The sequence below is a fragment of the Pseudomonas sp. R4-34-07 genome, from assembly GCF_003852375.1.
Lineage (GTDB): Bacteria > Pseudomonadota > Gammaproteobacteria > Pseudomonadales > Pseudomonadaceae > Aquipseudomonas.
Window position 1 is genome coordinate 847,062 of the sequence record NZ_CP027760.1, and the last position, 17,368, is coordinate 864,429.

The following is a 17,368-nucleotide window of genomic DNA, read 5'->3' on the forward strand; positions in this document are numbered from 1 at the left end:
GGGGTTGTCATGTCGCACGTATCTGATTTGATCAGCGAGGACATCCTCGCCTACCTGGGCCAGCACGAGCGCAAGGAAATGTTGCGCTTCCTGACCTGCGGCAACGTCGATGACGGCAAGAGCACCCTGATCGGGCGACTGCTGCACGACTCCAAGATGATCTACGAAGATCACTTGGAAGCTATCACCCGCGATTCGAAGAAGTCCGGCACCACCGGTGACGACATCGACCTGGCGTTGCTCGTTGACGGCCTGCAGGCCGAGCGTGAGCAGGGCATCACCATCGATGTCGCCTACCGCTACTTCTCCACCGCCAAGCGTAAATTCATCATTGCCGATACCCCAGGCCATGAGCAGTACACCCGCAACATGGCCACCGGTGCGTCCACCTGTGACCTGGCGATTATCCTGATCGACGCGCGCTACGGCGTGCAGACCCAGACCCGCCGCCACAGCTTCATCGCCTCGTTGCTGGGCATCAAACACATCGTGGTGGCCGTCAACAAGATGGACATCAACGGCTTTGACCAGAGCGTATTCGAGTCGATCAAGGCCGATTACCTGAAGTTTGCCGACGGTATCGCGTTCAAGCCGAGCACCCTGGCCTTCGTGCCGATGTCGGCGCTCAAGGGCGACAACGTGGTGAACAAGAGCGAGCGTTCGCCGTGGTACACCGGGCAGTCGCTGATGGAGATTCTCGAGACCGTCGAGATCGCCAACGACCGCAACTACACCGACCTGCGTTTTCCGGTGCAGTACGTCAACCGGCCGAACCTGAACTTCCGTGGTTTCGCCGGCACCCTGGCCAGCGGCATCGTGCACAAGGGCGACGACGTCGTGGTGCTGCCGTCGGGCAAGAGCAGCCGCGTCAAATCCATCGTCACCTTCGAGGGCGAGCTGGAACAGGCGGGCCCGGGCCAGGCCGTGACCCTGACCATGGAAGACGAGATCGACATCTCCCGTGGCGACCTGCTGGTGCATGCCGACAACGTGCCGCAAGTGACAGACGCCTTCGACGCCATGCTGGTGTGGATGGCCGAAGAACCGATGCTGCCGGGCAAGAAGTACGACATCAAGCGCGCCACCAGCTATGTGCCGGGCTCCATCACCAGCATTGTGCACCGCGTGGACGTGAACACCCTGGCCGAAGGCCCGGCGAGTTCGCTGCAGTTGAACGAGATTGGCCGGGTCAAGGTCAGCCTTGACGCGGCTATTGCGTTGGACGGTTACGACAGCAACCGCACCACTGGCGCGTTTATCGTCATCGACCGCTTGACCAATGGCACCGTCGCGGCGGGCATGATCATCGCCCCGCCAGTCACCCATGGCAGCGCGGCGCAGCATGGCAAGTTGGCCCATGTAGCCACCGAGGAACGCGCCCTGCGTTTCGGCCAGCAACCGGCCACCGTGCTGTTCAGCGGCCTGTCCGGCGCGGGCAAAAGCACCTTGGCGTATGCGGTCGAGCGCAGGCTGTTCGACATGGGGCGTGCGGTGTTTGTGCTGGACGGCCAGAACTTGCGTCACGACCTCAACAAAGGTCTGCCGCAGGACCGCGCCGGGCGTACCGAGAACTGGCGCCGTGCCGCTCACGTGGCGCGTCAGTTCAACGAAGCCGGCCTGCTGACCCTGGCCGCGTTCGTCGCCCCGGATGCCGAAGGCCGCGAACAGGCCAAGGTGCTGATCGGCAGCGATCGTTTGCTGACCGTGTACGTGCAGGCGTCGCCGCAGGTGTGTGCCGAGCGTGATCCCCAAGGGCTGTACGCGGCGGGCGGGGATAACATCCCCGGTGAATCCTTCCCGTATGACGTGCCGTTGAATGCCGACTTGGTGATCGACACCCAGACTTTGTCGCTGGAAGACAGCGTCAAGCAAGTGCTGGAGTTGTTGCGTCAGCGTGGCGCGATCTAAACCGCGCCGCAATCAAATGTGGGAGGGGGCTTGCCCTAATGCCACTCAGTTAAGAAGTAGCAGGAGCGAGAACTAACTTGTGGCGAGGGAGCTTGCTCCCGCTGGGGCGCGAAGCGGCCCCAAACAATGGGACTGCTGCGCAGTCCAGCGGGAGCAAGCTCCCTCGCCACAGGTTCGGTGTCGCCTTAACTGACTGGCATTAGGGCTTGCCCCCGATGGCGGTGTGTCAGTCAGTACATCTGTCACTGATCCACCGCTATCGGGGGCAAGCCCCCTCCCACATTTTGATCATCTCTTGTCCGGGAAGTCGGTGTGAAGCTTGTCCAGCAACACATCCTTCTCTTCCCACAACCGGTTGATCCAGCCCTGGAACGCCAACCGATATTCCCCGTCCTGCTCATAATTCTTGCCGATAAACTCGACCGGAATCTGCACCTCTTCAAACTGCACCACCACATCCTTCACATTCCCGCACAGCAAATCCCAATAGCCCGGACGGCCGCCAGGGTAGTGAATGGTCACGTTGACCAGCGACTTCAACTGCTCACCCATGGCATCCAGCACGAACGCAATCCCTCCGGCCTTGGGTTTGAGCAAGTAGCGAAACGGTGATTTCTGCTGTGCATGCTTGCCCGGTGTAAACCGTGTGCCTTCGGCAAAGTTGAAAATCCCTACCGGGTTGTTGCGAAACTTCGCACAGGTCTTGCGGGTGGTTTCCAGGTCCTTGCCTTTCTTTTCCGGGTGTTTTTCCAAGTACGCCTTGCTATAGCGCTTCATGAACGGAAAGCCCAGCGCCCACCACGCCAAACCAATCACCGGCACCCAGATCAGCTCCTGCTTGAGGAAGAACTTCAGCGGGCGAATGCGTCGATTGAGCACGTATTGCAGCACCATGATGTCCACCCAGCTCTGGTGGTTGCTGGTGACCAGGTACGAGTGTTGATAGTCCAGGCCTTCAAGGCCGCTCAAGTGCCAGCGGGTGCGCCGTACCAGGTTCATCCAGCCCTTGTTGTTGCTGACCCAGGCTTCGTGCGTGTGGTTCATCAAGCCTTCGCTCATGCGCTTGGCGAACGGCAGGGCCTTGAACAGCGCCACGATAAACAGGAACGAGCACAGCAGGATTGTGTTCAGCGCCAACAGCAGGGACGCGATTACTCCGCGTACGGCGGCAGGTAGAAAATCCAGCATTTAGATATCCATAGGTCGGTTGGCGGCTTGGATCGCGGTCAGGGCGATGGTGTACACGATGTCGTCCACCTGGGCGCCGCGCGGCAGGTCGTTGACCGGTTTGCGCAGGCCCTGGAGCATCGGCCCCAGGCTTACGCAATCGGCGCTGCGTTGCACGGCTTTGTAGGTGGTGTTGCCGGTATTCAGGTCGGGAAACACGAACACCGTAGCCTTGCCGGCGACCTGGCTGTTGGGCGCCAGTTGCCGGGCCACGCTTTCATTGGCGGCGGCGTCGTATTGCAGCGGGCCGTCGATCAGCAACGAGCTCTGTTGTTCGTGGGCGAGCAGGGTGGCTTCGCGGACTTTTTCCACTTCCTCACCGCTGGCCGACTCGCCGCTGGAATAGCTGATCATTGCCACGCGCGGGACAATGCCGAATGCCGCCGCCGAGTCGGCGCTCTGCAGAGCGATTTCCGCCAGCTCCGCAGCGCTTGGGTGCGGGTTCATCACGCAGTCGCCATACACCAGCACCTGCTCGGGGAACAGCATGAAGAACACCGACGATACCAAGGTGCAGCCCGGCGCCGTCTTGATCAGCTGCAGGGCCGGGCGGATGGTGTTGGCGGTGGAGTGGATCACCCCGGACACCAGGCCGTCCACCTCGTCGAGGGCGAGCATCATGGTGGCGATCACCACGGTGTCTTCCAATTGCTGCTCGGCCATTGGCGCGTTCAGGCTCTTGCTCTTGCGCAGTGCAACCATCGGTTCGACGTAGCGCTGGCGGATCAGGTCCGGGTCAAGTATCTCCAGGCCTTCCGGCAGTTCGATACCCTGGGCCCGCGCCACCGCTTCCACGTCCGCCGGCTTGGCCAGCAGTACACAGCGGGCGATGCCGCGGGCCTGGCAGATCGCGGCGGCCTGCACGGTCAGCGGCTCGCTGCCTTCGGGCAGCACGATGCGCTTGTTGGCGGCCTGGGCGCGCTGGATCAACTGGTAGCGAAAGACCGCCGGTGACAGGCGCATCTCCCGTGGGGTGCCGCAGCGCTGGTGCAGCCAGCGCGCATCGAGGTGGCTGGCGACGAAGTCGGTGATGATCTCCGCGCGCTCGCGGTCATCGATGGGGATTTCCTTGTTGAGGCTGTTGAGCTGGTTGGCGGTGTCGTAGGAACCGGTGCTCACCGACAGTACCGGCAACCCGGCCTGGAACGCGCCACGGCACAAATCCATGATGCGCGGGTCGGGCAGGGTGTCGCTGGTCAGCAACAGGCCGGCCAGCGGTACGCCGTTGATCGCGGCCAGGCTGACGGCGAGGATGATGTCGTCGCGATCGCCCGGCGTCACCACCAGCACGCCGGGCTTGAGCAGCTCCACGGTGTTGCGCATGGTGCGCGCGCAGATGATGATCTTGGTCATGCGCCGGGTTTCATAGTCGCCGGCATTGAGGATCTGCGCGCCCATCAGGTCGGCCACGTCGCGGGTACGCGGCGCGTTGAGTTCGGGCTGGTAGGGAATGCAGCCGAGCAGGCGGAAATCACCGCTGCGCAATAACGGCGAGTGCTCCTTGAGGCGCGCCGAGAAGGCCTCCATGCTTTCGTCGGTGCGCACCTTGTTGAGGATTACGCCCAGCACTTTCGGGTCTTTCGGGCCACCGAACAATTGGGCCTGCAGTTCCACGCGGCCGGACAGTTCGGTGAGCACTTCATTTTCCGGGGCCGAGACCAGGATCACTTCAGCATCCAGGCTTTTGGCCAGGTGCAGGTTGACCCGTGCCGCATAGCTGGCGCTGCGGGTCGGCACCATGCCTTCGACGATCAGCACGTCCTTGCCCACCGCGGCTTGCTGGTACAGCGTGATGATTTCTTCGAGCAACTCGTCGAGCTGGCCGTCGCCGAGCATGCGCTCAACATGGGCCAGGCCCAGGGGTTGCGGCGGCTTCAGGCCGTGGGTGCGCGCCACCAGTTCGGTAGAACGCTCGGGGCCGGTATCGCCAGGATGTGGCTGGGCAATCGGTTTGAAGAAACCGACTTTCAGCCCGGCCCGTTCCAGGGTACGCACCAGCCCAAGGCTGATGGAGGTCAGACCCACACCAAAATCGGTGGGCGCGATAAAAAAAGTCTGCATGCGAATTCTCTGGAGGTGCATGGCTGGGGTGGCACTCTATGCGTGAGTGCCTACCGCGAATCAGGCGCCAAGGTTATCGTTATTCGGGGTGTTGCGCACACCAGCCGCACGCAAAGGGCTGGCCGATTTTTTCAAGGCGCTGCGCGGGGTCGAGCACCCAGGCGCGCGACTGCCATGGCGGCTGGTGGCGCAGATGCTGGGTGTGGCCGCAGGACAGCTCGACGACCCAGTGCAGGTCGTCGTCCTGGTGGAATCCGCTGATCGTCGAGACCGTTGGTCGGCCCCGTCTGTCCGGGTTCTGTTCGCTTTCGGGCAAATCCTTGTTTAGACTTGTCCGTTCTTCATTCTTATGCAAAAGGTCTCGCCCCATGACGATCGCCGCTAACAAGGCTGTCTCCATCGACTATACCCTGACCAACGACGCTGGTGAGGTCATCGACAGCTCCGCCGGCGGCGCGCCGCTGGTCTACCTGCAAGGCGCGGGTAATATCATCCCAGGCCTGGAAAAGGCTCTGGAAGGCAAGGCAGTTGGTGACGAACTGACCGTTGCCGTAGAACCTGAGGATGCCTACGGCGAATACTCCGCCGAACTGGTCAGCACCTTGAGCCGCAGCATGTTCGAAGGTGTCGATGAGCTGGAAGTGGGCATGCAGTTCCACGCTTCCGCCCCGGACGGCCAAATGCAGATCGTGACCATCCGCGACCTGGACGGTGACGACGTGACCGTTGACGGTAACCACCCGCTGGCTGGCCAGCGCCTGAACTTCCAAGTGAAGATCGTTGCCATCCGCGACGCTTCCCAGGAAGAAGTGGCTCACGGTCACGTCCACGGTGAAGGCGGTCATCAGCATTGATCGATGTTTTGATCAAGCGGTAGCAAAAACGCCCCGACTGGTTCGGGGCGTTTTTTTATCCGCAGTTCACCGCGATCCAAATGTGGGAGGGGGCTTGCTCCCGATAGCGGTGGATCAGTCACTAGATGCGGTGGCAGACCCTCAGCCATCGGGAGCAAGCCCCCTCCCACATTTTGATTTATGCACTCCAGAAAACAAAAATGCCCCGCACCTTTCGGTACGGGGCATTTCTTAACTGATTCGCAACCTGGGCTGCGTAGCAGTTGTTACCACTTAGGCTGCAGCAGGAACGCTCAGAGCCTTGATGTGGCCATTCAGGCGGCTCTTATGACGAGCGGCCTTGTTCTTGTGGATGATGCCTTTATCGGCCATACGGTCGATAACTGGCACGGCCAGAACGTAAGCAGCTTGAGCTTTTTCAGCGTCTTTGGTGTCGATGGCCTTAACTACATTCTTGATGTAGGTACGAACCATGGAACGCAGGCTGGCGTTGTGGCTGCGACGCTTCTCAGCCTGTTTTGCACGTTTTTTGGCGGAAGGTGTGTTGGCCACCGTCGAGCTCCTCGAAAGACTTTTTAGGAAATAGCAAACAAAATAGGCCGCGAATCATGCCGATGACTTGATGGGTTGTCAAGGGCGGCTGATGCGAACTGCTGAGTGGTCGATCTGAAGAGGCGGGTGATTTATTTCCGGCGCTTGACCTGTAAACTCGCGAGCTTTGGCTCTGTGCTGTTGCAGGCGCGCAGTATCGCATAAGTAGGCGCTTTGTTCGCCTGCTCTTTATCTATAGGCGCAAACTCTTTCAATGAATCTGCTCAAATCGTTGGCTGCCGTCAGCTCTATCACGATGATCTCCCGGGTTTTGGGGTTTGTGCGTGACACCCTGCTGGCGCGCATTTTTGGCGCCAGTATGGCCACGGATGCCTTCTTTATTGCCTTTAAATTGCCCAACCTGCTGCGCAGAATCTTCGCCGAAGGCGCGTTCTCCCAGGCCTTTGTGCCGATCCTGGCCGAATACAAGACTCAGCAGGGCGAGGAGGCAACCCGCACGTTCATTGCCTACGTTTCGGGCCTGCTGACCCTGGTGCTGATGCTGGTGACCCTGGTCGGCATACTCGCCGCGCCCTGGGTGATCTGGGCCACGGCGCCGGGCTTTGCCAACACCCCGGAAAAGTTCGCGCTGACCACCGACCTGCTGCGCGTGACCTTTCCTTATATAGTGCTGATCTCGCTGTCATCCCTCGCCGGGGCGATCCTCAATACCTGGAACCGTTTCTCGGTGCCGGCCTTCGTGCCGACGCTGCTCAACGTCAGCATGATTATCTTCGCGCTGTTCCTCACACCGTACTTCGACCCACCGGTGATGGCCCTCGGCTGGGCAGTCCTGGCCGGCGGCCTGGCGCAGTTGCTCTACCAACTGCCGCATCTGAAAAAAATCGGCATGCTCGTGCTGCCGCGCCTGAACGTCAAGGACACCGGCGTCTGGCGTGTGATGCGCAATATGTTGCCAGCGATCCTCGGGGTGTCGGTCAGTCAGATTTCCCTGATCATCAATACGGCGTTCGCTTCGCTGCTGGTGTCCGGCTCGGTGTCGTGGATGTACTACGCCGACCGCCTGATGGAATTGCCGTCCGGCGTGCTCGGGGTGGCATTGGGGACAATTCTGCTGCCGACCCTGGCGCGCACCTACGCAAGCAAGGACCGCCAGGAGTATTCTCGCATTCTCGACTGGGGCCTGCGTCTGTGCTTCCTGCTGGTGCTGCCATGCGCCTTGGCCTTGGGAATCCTGGCTGAGCCCTTGACGGTCTCGCTGTTTCAATACGGCCAGTTCGACGCCCATGACGCGTTGATGACCCAGCACGCGCTGGTGGCTTACTCCGTCGGCTTGCTTGGCATTATCGTGATCAAGGTGCTGGCGCCGGGCTTCTATGCCCAGCAAAACATCCGCACGCCGGTGAAGATCGCGATTTTCACGCTGATCGTCACGCAACTGCTCAACCTGGTATTTATCGGCCCGCTGGCCCATGCCGGCCTGGCGTTGGCAATCAGCGCCGGTGCGTGCATCAATGCCGGCCTGCTGTTTTATCAACTGCGCAAACAACAGATGTATCAGCCGCAGCCAGGCTGGGGGGTGTTCACCCTCAAGCTGCTCGTGGCGGTCGCCGCGATGTCCGCCGTGTTGATGGGCCTGATGCATGTCATGCCGGCCTGGGACCAGGGCCATATGCTGGAGCGCTTCATGCGCCTTGGCGTGCTGGTGGTGGCGGGTGTGATGGTGTACTTCGGGATGTTGCTGCTGCAGGGTTTCCGCCTGCGCGATTTCAATCGCAAGTCCCTGGGGGTAGAGAGTTTGCCCCGATAAAACGGCTGTTTTATCGAATCGATCCATTTGGCCTGTGGTGTTGCCTGTCGCCCGGGGCCGGGTGTGGTTATAATCGACCACTTTATGAGCAAGAAGCGCGTTATGCAGCTGGTTCGAGGTCTCCACAACCTGCGCCCCGAGCATCGGGGCTGCGTCGCCACTATTGGCAACTTTGACGGTGTTCACCGTGGCCACCAGGCTATCCTGGCCAGGCTGCGCGAGCGTGCGGTCGAGTTGGGCGTGCCCAGCTGCGTGGTGATTTTCGAGCCGCAGCCGCGGGAATATTTCACTCCCGAGACCGCGCCGGCCCGTCTGGCCCGCCTGCGCGACAAGCTGCAACTGCTGGCTGAAGAAGGCGTCGACCGCGTGCTCTGCCTGGCCTTCAACCAGCGCTTGCAAAGCCTGAGCGCCGCCGAGTTCGTCGACCGCATCCTCGTCGATGGCCTGGGCGTGCAGCATTTGGAAGTCGGCGACGACTTCCGTTTTGGTTGCGACCGCGTCGGAGATTTCGATTTCCTGCAACACGCCGGCGTCAACCAGGGGTTTACCGTCGAAGCCGCGCAAACCGTCGAACTGGACGGCCTGCGCGTGAGCAGTACCCAGGTGCGTAACGCCCTGGCCGCTGCCGACTTCGCCTTGGCCGAGCGTTTGCTCGGTCGCCCGTTCCGCATCGCCGGGCGGGTATTGCACGGCCAGAAGCTGGCGCGCCAACTGGGCACGCCAACCGCCAACGTGCAACTCAAGCGCCGTCGTGTGCCGCTGACCGGGGTTTACCTGGTGAGCGTCGACATCGATGGCCAATCGTGGCCGGGAGTCGCCAACATAGGCGTCAGGCCCACGGTTGCAGGTGATGGCAAGGCCCACCTGGAAGTTCACCTTCTGGATTTTGCCGGTGATTTATACGACCGGCGTTTAACGGTGGTTTTCCACCAGAAGCTGCGTGAAGAGCAGCGTTTCGCCTCCCTTGAGGCGTTGAAAACGGCGATCAATGCGGATGTCGCCGCCGCCCGTGCACTAGCCGCACCTAGCGCCCATCGCTAACCGAAGAGCCTTAAATGACCGACTATAAAGCCACGCTAAACCTTCCGGACACCGCCTTCCCAATGAAGGCCGGCCTGCCACAGCGCGAACCGCAGATCCTGCAGCGCTGGGACAGTATTGGCCTGTACGGAAAGTTGCGCGAAATTGGCAAGGATCGTCCGAAATTCGTCCTGCACGACGGCCCTCCTTATGCCAACGGCACGATTCACATCGGTCATGCGCTGAACAAGATTCTCAAGGACATGATCCTGCGTTCGAAAACCCTGTCGGGCTTCGACGCACCGTATGTCCCGGGTTGGGACTGCCACGGCCTGCCGATCGAACACAAAGTCGAAGTGACCTACGGCAAGAACCTGGGCGCGGATAAAACCCGCGAACTGTGCCGTGCCTACGCCACCGAGCAGATCGAAGGGCAGAAGTCCGAGTTCATCCGTCTGGGTGTGCTGGCCGAGTGGGACAACCCGTACAAAACCATGAACTTCAAGAACGAGGCCGGTGAAATCCGCGCCTTGGCCGAAATCGTCAAGGGCGGTTTCGTGTTCAAGGGCCTCAAGCCCGTGAACTGGTGCTTCGACTGCGGCTCGGCCCTGGCCGAGGCGGAAGTCGAGTACGAGGAAAAGAAATCCTCGACCATCGACGTGGCCTTCCCGATCGCCGACGACGCCAAGCTGGCCGAGGCCTTTGGCCTGGCATCGCTGGCCAAGCCCGCTGCCATCGTGATCTGGACCACCACGCCATGGACCATCCCCGCCAACCAGGCACTGAACGTGCACCCTGAGTTCACCTACGCGCTGGTCGATGTTGGCGATCGCCTGTTGGTGCTGGCCGAAGAAATGGTTGAGTCGTGCCTGGCGCGCTACGAGCTGCAAGGTTCGGTGATCGCCACCACCACTGGCTCCGCGCTGGAATTGATCAACTTCCGTCACCCGTTCTATGACCGCCTGTCGCCGGTATATATGGCTGACTACGTCGAGCTGGGTTCGGGCACGGGCATCGTTCACTGCTCGCCTGCCTATGGCGTGGACGACTTCGTGACCTGCAAGAAGTACGGCATGGTCAACGACGACATCATCAACCCGGTACAGAGCAACGGCGTGTATGTGCCGTCGCTGGAGTTCTTCGGCGGGCAGTTCGTCTTCAAGGCCGACCAGCCGATCATCGACAAGCTGCGTGAAGTCGGCGCGCTGATGCAGGCCGACACCATCAAGCACAGCTACATGCACTGCTGGCGCCACAAGACCCCGTTGATCTACCGCGCCACCGCGCAGTGGTTTATCGGCATGGACAAAGAGCCGGCCAGCGGCGAAACCCTGCGCATACGCTCGCTCAAAGCCATCGAAGACACTCAGTTCGTCCCGGCCTGGGGCCAGGCGCGCCTGCACTCGATGATCGCCAACCGTCCGGACTGGTGCATCTCCCGCCAGCGTAACTGGGGCGTGCCGATCCCGTTCTTCCTGAACAAGGAAAGCGGCGAACTGCACCCGCGCACCGTCGAACTGATGGAAGAAGTGGCCCAGCGCATTGAACAGGAAGGCATCGAAGCCTGGTTCAAGCTGGACGCCGCCGAGCTGCTGGGCGATGAAGCGCCGCAGTACGACAAGATCAGCGACACCCTCGACGTGTGGTTCGACTCTGGTACCACTCACTGGCACGTACTGCGCGGCTCGCACCCGATGGGCCACGACAGCGGCCCGCGTGCCGACCTGTACCTGGAAGGTTCCGACCAGCACCGTGGCTGGTTCCACTCGTCGCTGCTGACCGGCTGCGCCATCGACGGCCATGCGCCGTACCGCGAACTGCTGACCCACGGCTTCACTGTCGACGAGAACGGTCGCAAGATGTCCAAGTCGCTGAAGAACGTGATCGAGCCGAAAAAGATCAACGACACCCTGGGCGCCGACATCATGCGCTTGTGGGTAGCGTCGACCGATTACTCGGGCGAAATCGCCGTGTCGGACCAGATCCTGGCCCGCAGCGCCGATGCCTACCGTCGCATCCGTAATACCGCGCGCTTCCTGCTGTCGAACCTGACCGGCTTCAACCCGGCCACCGACCTGCTGCCGGCCGAGGACATGCTCGCCCTCGACCGTTGGGCCGTGGACCGTACCCTGTTGTTGCAACGCGAGTTGCAGGAGCATTACGGCGAGTACCGCTTCTGGAACGTCTATTCGAAGATCCACAACTTCTGCGTGCAGGAGCTGGGTGGGTTCTACCTCGACATCATCAAGGACCGCCAGTACACCACCGGCGCCAACAGCAAGGCGCGCCGCTCGGCGCAGACCGCGCTCTACCATATCAGCGAAGCGCTGGTGCGCTGGATCGCACCGATCCTGGCGTTCACCGCCGACGAGCTGTGGGAGTACCTGCCGGGCGAGCGTAACGAGTCCGTCATGCTCAATACCTGGTACGAAGGCCTGACCGAACTGCCGGCCGACTTCGAACTGGGGCGCGCGTACTGGGAAGGCGTGATGGCCGTGAAGGTTGCGGTGAACAAGGAGCTGGAAGTGCAGCGCGCGGCCAAGGCTGTGGGTGGCAACCTGCAAGCCGAAGTCACCCTGTTTGCCGAGGACGGCCTGACCGCCGACCTGGCCAAGCTGAGCAACGAACTGCGCTTTGTGTTGATCACCTCCACCGCCAGCCTGGCGCCATTCGCCCAGGCTCCGGCAGACGCCGTGGCGACCGAAGTGCCGGGCCTGAAGCTCAAAGTGGTCAAGTCGGCCTTCCCTAAGTGCGCCCGTTGCTGGCACTGCCGTGAAGATGTCGGCGTGAACCCGGAGCATCCGGAAATCTGCGGTCGCTGCGTGGATAACATCAGCGGTGAAGGCGAGGTTCGCCACTATGCCTGATGCAACCAGTCGTTTCGGACGTCTTGGCTGGCTCGTATTGAGCGTGCTGGTCCTGGTCATCGACCAGGTCAGCAAGGCTCATTTCGAAGGCACCCTGGAAATGTTCCAGCAAATCGTGGTGATCCCGGATTACTTCAGCTGGACCCTGGCCTACAACACCGGCGCGGCCTTCAGCTTCCTCGCCGATGGCGGCGGCTGGCAGCGCTGGCTGTTCGCACTGATCGCCGTGGTGGTCAGTGCGGTGCTGGTGGTCTGGCTCAAGCGTCTGGGCCGTGATGACACCTGGTTGGCCATTGCCCTCGCCCTGGTGCTGGGCGGCGCGCTGGGCAACCTGTACGACCGCATTGCCCTGGGCCATGTGATCGACTTCATCCTGGTGCACTGGCAGAACCGCCATTATTTCCCGGCGTTCAACTTCGCCGACAGCGCCATCACCGTTGGTGCAATCATGCTGGCGCTGGATATGTTCAAGAGCAAGAAAACCGGAGAGACCGTCAATGACTGATCAGGTATTGGCTGAGCAACGCATCGGCCAGAACACGGAAGTCACTTTGCACTTTGCATTGCGCCTGGAGAATGGCGACACGGTCGACAGCACTTTCGACAAAGCCCCGGCGACCTTCAAGGTCGGCGATGGCAACCTGTTGCCGGGTTTTGAAACGGCGCTGTTCGGATTCAAGGCTGGCGATAAGCGCAACCTGCAGATCCCGCCGGAAAATGCCTTTGGCCAGCCCAACCCGCAAAACGTGCAGATCATCCCGCGTTCGCAGTTCGAAGGCATGGACCTGTCGGAAGGCCTGCTGGTGATCTTCAATGATGCGGCGAATACGGAATTGCCCGGCGTGGTCAAAGCCTTCGATGACGCGCAAGTGACCATCGACTTCAACCACCCGTTGGCCGGCAAGACACTGACCTTTGACGTCGAGATCATCAACGTCAAAGCGCTGGTCTAAAATGTGGGAGGGGGCTTGCCCTAATGCCAGTCAGCTAAGGCTTTTTGTAGGAGCGAGCTTGCTCGCGAAAAACGTCAACGATAACGCGTGCTTCCTGAATAAACGCGGTGCCTGTGAGTTTTTCGCGAGCAAGCTCGCTCCTACAGACGGCGGTGTACGCTTAACTGACTGGCATTAGGGCTTACCCCCTCCCACCTTTGATCCCCATTGTCCTTTAGGTCAGCACAAACCTGGCCCAAAGTGGCTGCAAGACACGAGGCACAGCATGCAAATCAAACTCGCCAACCCCCGTGGCTTCTGCGCCGGCGTGGACCGGGCGATCGAAATCGTCAACCGCGCCCTGGAAGTCTTCGGCCCGCCGATTTATGTGCGGCATGAAGTCGTCCACAACAAGTTCGTGGTCGAAGACCTGCGTGCTCGCGGAGCCATCTTCGTCGAAGAGCTCGACCAGGTGCCCGATGATGTCATCGTTATCTTCAGTGCCCATGGTGTGTCCCAGGCCGTACGCACCGAAGCGGCCGGCCGTGGCCTGAAAGTGTTCGACGCCACGTGCCCGCTGGTGACCAAGGTGCACATCGAAGTGGCGCGCTACAGCCGTGATGGCCGCGAATGCATCCTGATCGGCCACGCCGGCCATCCGGAGGTCGAAGGCACCATGGGCCAGTATGACTCCAGTAATGGCGGCGCGATCTACCTGGTAGAAGACGAAAAAGACGTTGCCAGCTTGCAGGTGCAAAACCCTGAACGCTTGGCCTTCGTCACCCAGACCACCTTGTCCATGGACGATACCAGCCGCGTTATCGACGCCCTGCGCACGCGATTCCCGGCCATCGGCGGCCCGCGCAAGGACGACATCTGCTACGCCACGCAAAACCGCCAGGATGCAGTCAAGCAACTGGCCGATGAGTGTGATGTGGTGCTGGTGGTCGGCAGCCCCAACAGCTCCAACTCCAACCGTTTGCGTGAGTTGGCTGAGCGCATGGCGACGCCGGCGTACCTGATCGACGGCGCCGAGGACATGCAGCGTAGCTGGTTCGACGGCGTAGAGCGCATCGGCATTACGGCAGGCGCCTCGGCCCCGGAAGTTTTGGTGCGCGGCGTGATCCAGCGATTGCACGCCTGGGGTGCCACCGGCGCCGACGAATTGGCGGGCCGGGAAGAAAACATTACGTTCTCAATGCCCAAGGAATTACGGGTTCGCTCGCTGCTCTGAACCCTGGAGGCTGCCTTAACTTCGGCATAGCGCCTGCTCGGTCTTGTCACTGCGCAGGCTGATACGCCCGCTGGGAGCGAGCACGACCTGATACAGACTCTGGGCCGGTTGTGTGTCGCACACATGCACGGTGCCGGCACGAAATCCCCCGCCCGCAAACACTGGCTCCCCCAAACCGCTGAAACGAACCTGGCTGCTGACCGGGCCGTTGCCGGCAACCGGTACTTGCCCGCTGTCCTGTCGCTCCAGTAGCACCGGATTCTCGTCGTCCAGGTGGCCGCGCCCACTGATATCCAGTATCACCCGCCATCCTTGGCTCCAGTCCTCATCCCGCGCATGGATCACCACCGCACGATTGCGTGCAATCGCCTCGGTGCGCGCGTAACGCAGCCCGTCGGCCAGTGCCTGGGCCACGCTTTGTCGCTGCTGCGATTCCAGCAAACCTTTGAAGTTGGGTATGGCCAGTTGCGCCAGAACACCCGTCAAGATCAATCCCAGCAGTAATTCGATCAGGGTGAAACCTCGTTGTGTCATGTGTGCTCCCTCCGTGGATGCGAGTGATCGTCAAGTGGCAGGCATAGGTATAGCGCTTGGTCCCTGGTGCTGAATGATGGCCTTTACGTCCAATGTATTTCCCTTTGTTCCGGTAGCGGCAGCGGTCGAAAACCGACGCTAGTCTTGGGACGCACAGCAGGTTTTTCCTGTTTTCCTGAGGCCTTCGACATGGATGACGACGGTATGCCTTTCTGCCGGAATACATTTTCTCTACGCGCTTTTTATCGGCACCAATCCGGCATGACGCTGATCGAGGTGCTGGTCGCGGTGCTGGTCCTGGCGCTCGGACTGCTGGGGGCCGCAGCGATCCAGCTCAACGCGCTCAAGACCACCGACAGCGCAAGGATGACCAGCCAAGCCAGTTTTATTGCCTACGACATGCTCGACCGTATTCGCGCCAACGCCGCTGTCGATTACTCCCAGGCTCGCACCGGCAGCACCTCGGCTACCAGCGTGCGTGACCTGGACCTGCGTGACTTCGAGGCCAATATCACTGGTTTTGCCGGCAAGGACGCCAAGGGTGCGATAGCGGCCAGCGGCGATGAGGTCACTGTCAGCATCAGTTGGGAGGATGTCAGGAGCAGACTGGGTGAGCGGCAAACCTTCACCCTGACCAGTCGGATCGCCAATGGGCAAGGGCGGTTGCAATGATCCGTCCTGCGCGAGGTTTCGGGCTGGTGGAGTTGCTGCTGGCGCTGGCCGTCGGGCTGGTGGTAGTGCTCGGGGCGAGCCAGGTGCTGATCGGTTCGCGGTTGACCCAGGCCAGCCAGCAGGCCGCCATGGTGCTGCAGGACGATGCGCGGTTCGTCCTGAGCAAGATGACTCAGGATATTCGCCAGACGGGCATGCTGGGGTGTCTGGCCACGGCTTTTATCGACAACGCCCCGGCGGCCTTTGATCGGCCGATTGGCTGGGAAGCTTCGGCAAGCGCAAAGTCACTGACTCTGGTGACCGCCAATGCCAGCGACAGTACAGGCAAGCCTGACTGGACGGTGGTATCCGACTGCAAAGAGGCCGCCCAGGCCTATACCGGGACGCCGTCTGGGATTGCGCCCGGGCAGATTCGTTTCGCTATACGCGAGCTCACCTACACCTATGAGACGGGTCAGTTGAAGATCAGTACCCCGTCAGCTCCGGCCAAAGCCGTACTGATGGATAACGTACGGGCCTTCGAGATCAGTTTTGGTGTGGCGGCCAGGCCTGAATCGACCGGCGTGGTGCGTTACGACAGCCACCCGGCCGACGCATCGTTGATACGCAGCGTGCGCATCCTCATGACCCTGCAAGACCCCACCGGGCGGGTGAAAGACCAGGCCTACGCCGTCGTGGCGGCACTGCGCAACCGGCTGGAGTAGGGCGATGACAATGATGCGGTGTAGCCAGGTGCGGCAGGCGGGGATGGTATTGCTGATCAGCCTGGTATTTCTGCTGTTGTTGTCACTGGTGGGGTTGTCGTCGATGCAGGGCGCGCTCGCTCAGCAGAAGGCGGCTAATAGCCTGTGGCAGCGTAATCAATCGTTCCAGACGGCTGAAAGTGGCCTGCGGCTGGGGGAGTCGGCGGTGCGCAGGGGCGGGCAGGTGATGCCGGTTTGCCAGTCGATCATCAGTTGCGCGCCGCCCGATGAAGCTTCATCGGTGGTGGGCGCCGGACACAATCCGGTCTCGGCGGTGACGTGGGTGGCGTTCAAGGACGGGGTGTATGGCGTTCAATCCCTGGGCGTGGGTTCGGGCCAGACACATTTGCCGCCGTATGCCCCAGCCGCGCTCTTCCGCGTGACGGCCGTCGGGCTGGGTGGCCAATCGCGCACCGTGCTGGAGGCTGTGTATGCGCGGGTGGAGGAGGGCGACGGCGAACGGTTTCGGCGAGTCTTATGGCGGCAACTTCAATAAGGAGCAATCGAATGGGCATGGATAGCCAGGGCTTTACCCTGATCGAATTATTGATCGCCGTGGCGATCATTGCGTTGCTGGGCGGAATCGCTTACCCCGCATATACCGTCCAGGTGAAAAAGGTCCACCGGGTGCAGATCGTCGCGCTGCTGGCCGAGCAAGCTCAGTACCTGGAGCGTTTTTACACGCGCAACGGCACTTATATTGATGCAAGCGGCGTCAGTACAGGCAACGATCACTATAGAATCAGCTCAGTCTTGAACCCTCAGGACTTTGCCTTGCTGGCCACGCCTGCCACGGGCTCTGTCATGGCGGACGACGCCTGTGGCCGGTTCAGCTTGACCAGCACCGGCATGCGGAGCAATCCGGGAGCGGCGCCAGAGATGCCGCTCAAGGCATGCTGGGGGCAGTGATGAGAGTGCTGGATGAATGGGCGCCGGGCGCGCTTTTACCTTTTT

The 17,368-nt window shown here is 61.1% G+C and carries 16 protein-coding genes and 1 pseudogene; 12 read left to right on the forward strand and 5 right to left on the reverse strand.

Translation table 11 applies throughout. The features are described from left to right. Positions 1–9 precede the first annotated feature (9 nt). On the forward strand, positions 10–1,908 hold the full coding sequence (cysN, locus tag C4J85_RS03670; RefSeq protein WP_124365768.1) for a sulfate adenylyltransferase subunit CysN: 1,899 nt from the start codon (positions 10–12) through the stop codon (positions 1,906–1,908). 288 nt (positions 1,909–2,196) lie between these two features. Here cysN and C4J85_RS03675 read toward each other — a convergent pair whose 3' ends face one another. The 3 genes from C4J85_RS03675 to C4J85_RS03685 form a co-directional block, all read right to left on the reverse strand. Further along, on the reverse strand, positions 2,197–3,096 hold the full coding sequence (locus C4J85_RS03675; protein WP_124409016.1) for an acyltransferase: 900 nt from the start codon (positions 3,094–3,096) through the stop codon (positions 2,197–2,199). Further along, positions 3,097–5,196 carry a phosphate acetyltransferase gene (gene pta / locus C4J85_RS03680; RefSeq protein ID WP_124365770.1) on the reverse strand — a complete coding sequence of 700 codons (2,100 nt, stop codon included), beginning with the start codon at positions 5,194–5,196 and terminating at the stop codon, positions 3,097–3,099. It lies immediately after the preceding gene. A 79-nt stretch (positions 5,197–5,275) separates the two neighbouring features. Further along, positions 5,276–5,566, reverse strand: coding sequence for a DUF3565 domain-containing protein (locus C4J85_RS03685; protein ID WP_164485281.1), 291 nt, complete (start codon positions 5,564–5,566; stop codon positions 5,276–5,278). On the opposite strand from C4J85_RS03685, the gene C4J85_RS03690 reads away from it, so the two are divergent. Then, positions 5,565–6,050: a peptidylprolyl isomerase gene (locus C4J85_RS03690; protein WP_032886172.1), complete on the forward strand. Its 486-nt coding sequence runs from the start codon at positions 5,565–5,567 to the stop codon at positions 6,048–6,050. The genes C4J85_RS03685 and C4J85_RS03690 overlap by 2 nt on opposite strands. Positions 6,051–6,323: 273 nt before the next feature. Here C4J85_RS03690 and rpsT read toward each other — a convergent pair whose 3' ends face one another. After that, the gene (gene rpsT, locus C4J85_RS03695; protein WP_003188401.1) at positions 6,324–6,602 is read right to left on the reverse strand and encodes a 30S ribosomal protein S20; all 279 of its coding nucleotides are present in this window, start codon (positions 6,600–6,602) and stop codon (positions 6,324–6,326) included. A 253-nt stretch (positions 6,603–6,855) separates the two neighbouring features. Between rpsT and murJ the strand changes: the two genes are divergently transcribed. The 6 genes from murJ (at position 6,856) to ispH (ending at position 14,465) form a co-directional block, all read left to right on the forward strand. Continuing rightward, positions 6,856–8,412 carry a murein biosynthesis integral membrane protein MurJ gene (murJ, locus tag C4J85_RS03700; RefSeq protein ID WP_124409017.1) on the forward strand — a complete coding sequence of 519 codons (1,557 nt, stop codon included), beginning with the start codon at positions 6,856–6,858 and terminating at the stop codon, positions 8,410–8,412. 102 nt (positions 8,413–8,514) lie between these two features. Then, a complete protein-coding gene (gene ribF / locus C4J85_RS03705) occupies positions 8,515–9,453 on the forward strand; it encodes a bifunctional riboflavin kinase/FAD synthetase (protein ID WP_010213269.1) in 939 nt (312 codons plus the stop codon). A gap of 14 nt (positions 9,454–9,467) precedes the next feature. Beyond that, positions 9,468–12,299 (forward strand): isoleucine--tRNA ligase, encoded by a 2,832-nt coding sequence (gene ileS, locus C4J85_RS03710; RefSeq protein WP_124365774.1) that lies wholly within the window; start codon positions 9,468–9,470, stop codon positions 12,297–12,299. Beyond that, positions 12,292–12,804, forward strand: a complete 513-nt coding sequence (lspA, locus tag C4J85_RS03715) for a signal peptidase II (protein WP_124365775.1) — start codon at positions 12,292–12,294, stop codon at positions 12,802–12,804. Before ileS ends, lspA begins: the two co-directional genes overlap by 8 nt. 7 nt (positions 12,805–12,811) lie before the next feature. Continuing rightward, positions 12,812–13,252, forward strand: coding sequence for a peptidylprolyl isomerase (locus C4J85_RS03720; protein ID WP_177412767.1), 441 nt, complete (start codon positions 12,812–12,814; stop codon positions 13,250–13,252). A gap of 265 nt (positions 13,253–13,517) precedes the next feature. Further along, the gene (ispH, locus tag C4J85_RS03725) at positions 13,518–14,465 is read left to right on the forward strand and encodes a 4-hydroxy-3-methylbut-2-enyl diphosphate reductase (RefSeq protein ID WP_124409018.1); all 948 of its coding nucleotides are present in this window, start codon (positions 13,518–13,520) and stop codon (positions 14,463–14,465) included. Here ispH and C4J85_RS03730 read toward each other — a convergent pair. Beyond that, positions 14,419–14,999 (reverse strand): annotated as a pseudogene (locus C4J85_RS03730) (GspH/FimT family pseudopilin). The gene ispH and the pseudogene C4J85_RS03730 sit on opposite strands and share 47 nt — an antisense overlap. Positions 15,000–15,203: 204 nt before the next feature. On the opposite strand from C4J85_RS03730, the gene pilV reads away from it, so the two are divergent. Genes pilV through C4J85_RS03750 form a run of 4 tightly spaced genes read left to right on the forward strand, consistent with a single transcriptional unit; the run spans position 15,204 to position 17,323 of the window. Continuing rightward, positions 15,204–15,671 (forward strand): type IV pilus modification protein PilV, encoded by a 468-nt coding sequence (gene pilV / locus C4J85_RS03735; protein WP_124408586.1) that lies wholly within the window; start codon positions 15,204–15,206, stop codon positions 15,669–15,671. Further along, positions 15,668–16,375, forward strand: a complete 708-nt coding sequence (locus C4J85_RS03740; protein WP_124406251.1) for a prepilin-type N-terminal cleavage/methylation domain-containing protein — start codon at positions 15,668–15,670, stop codon at positions 16,373–16,375. Before pilV ends, C4J85_RS03740 begins: the two co-directional genes overlap by 4 nt. Before the next feature lie 4 nt (positions 16,376–16,379). Further along, on the forward strand, positions 16,380–16,910 hold the full coding sequence (locus tag C4J85_RS03745) for a PilX N-terminal domain-containing pilus assembly protein (RefSeq protein ID WP_256657867.1): 531 nt from the start codon (positions 16,380–16,382) through the stop codon (positions 16,908–16,910). A gap of 11 nt (positions 16,911–16,921) precedes the next feature. Beyond that, on the forward strand, positions 16,922–17,323 hold the full coding sequence (locus C4J85_RS03750) for a type IV pilin protein (protein ID WP_124365780.1): 402 nt from the start codon (positions 16,922–16,924) through the stop codon (positions 17,321–17,323). Positions 17,324–17,368: the final 45 nt, after the last annotated feature.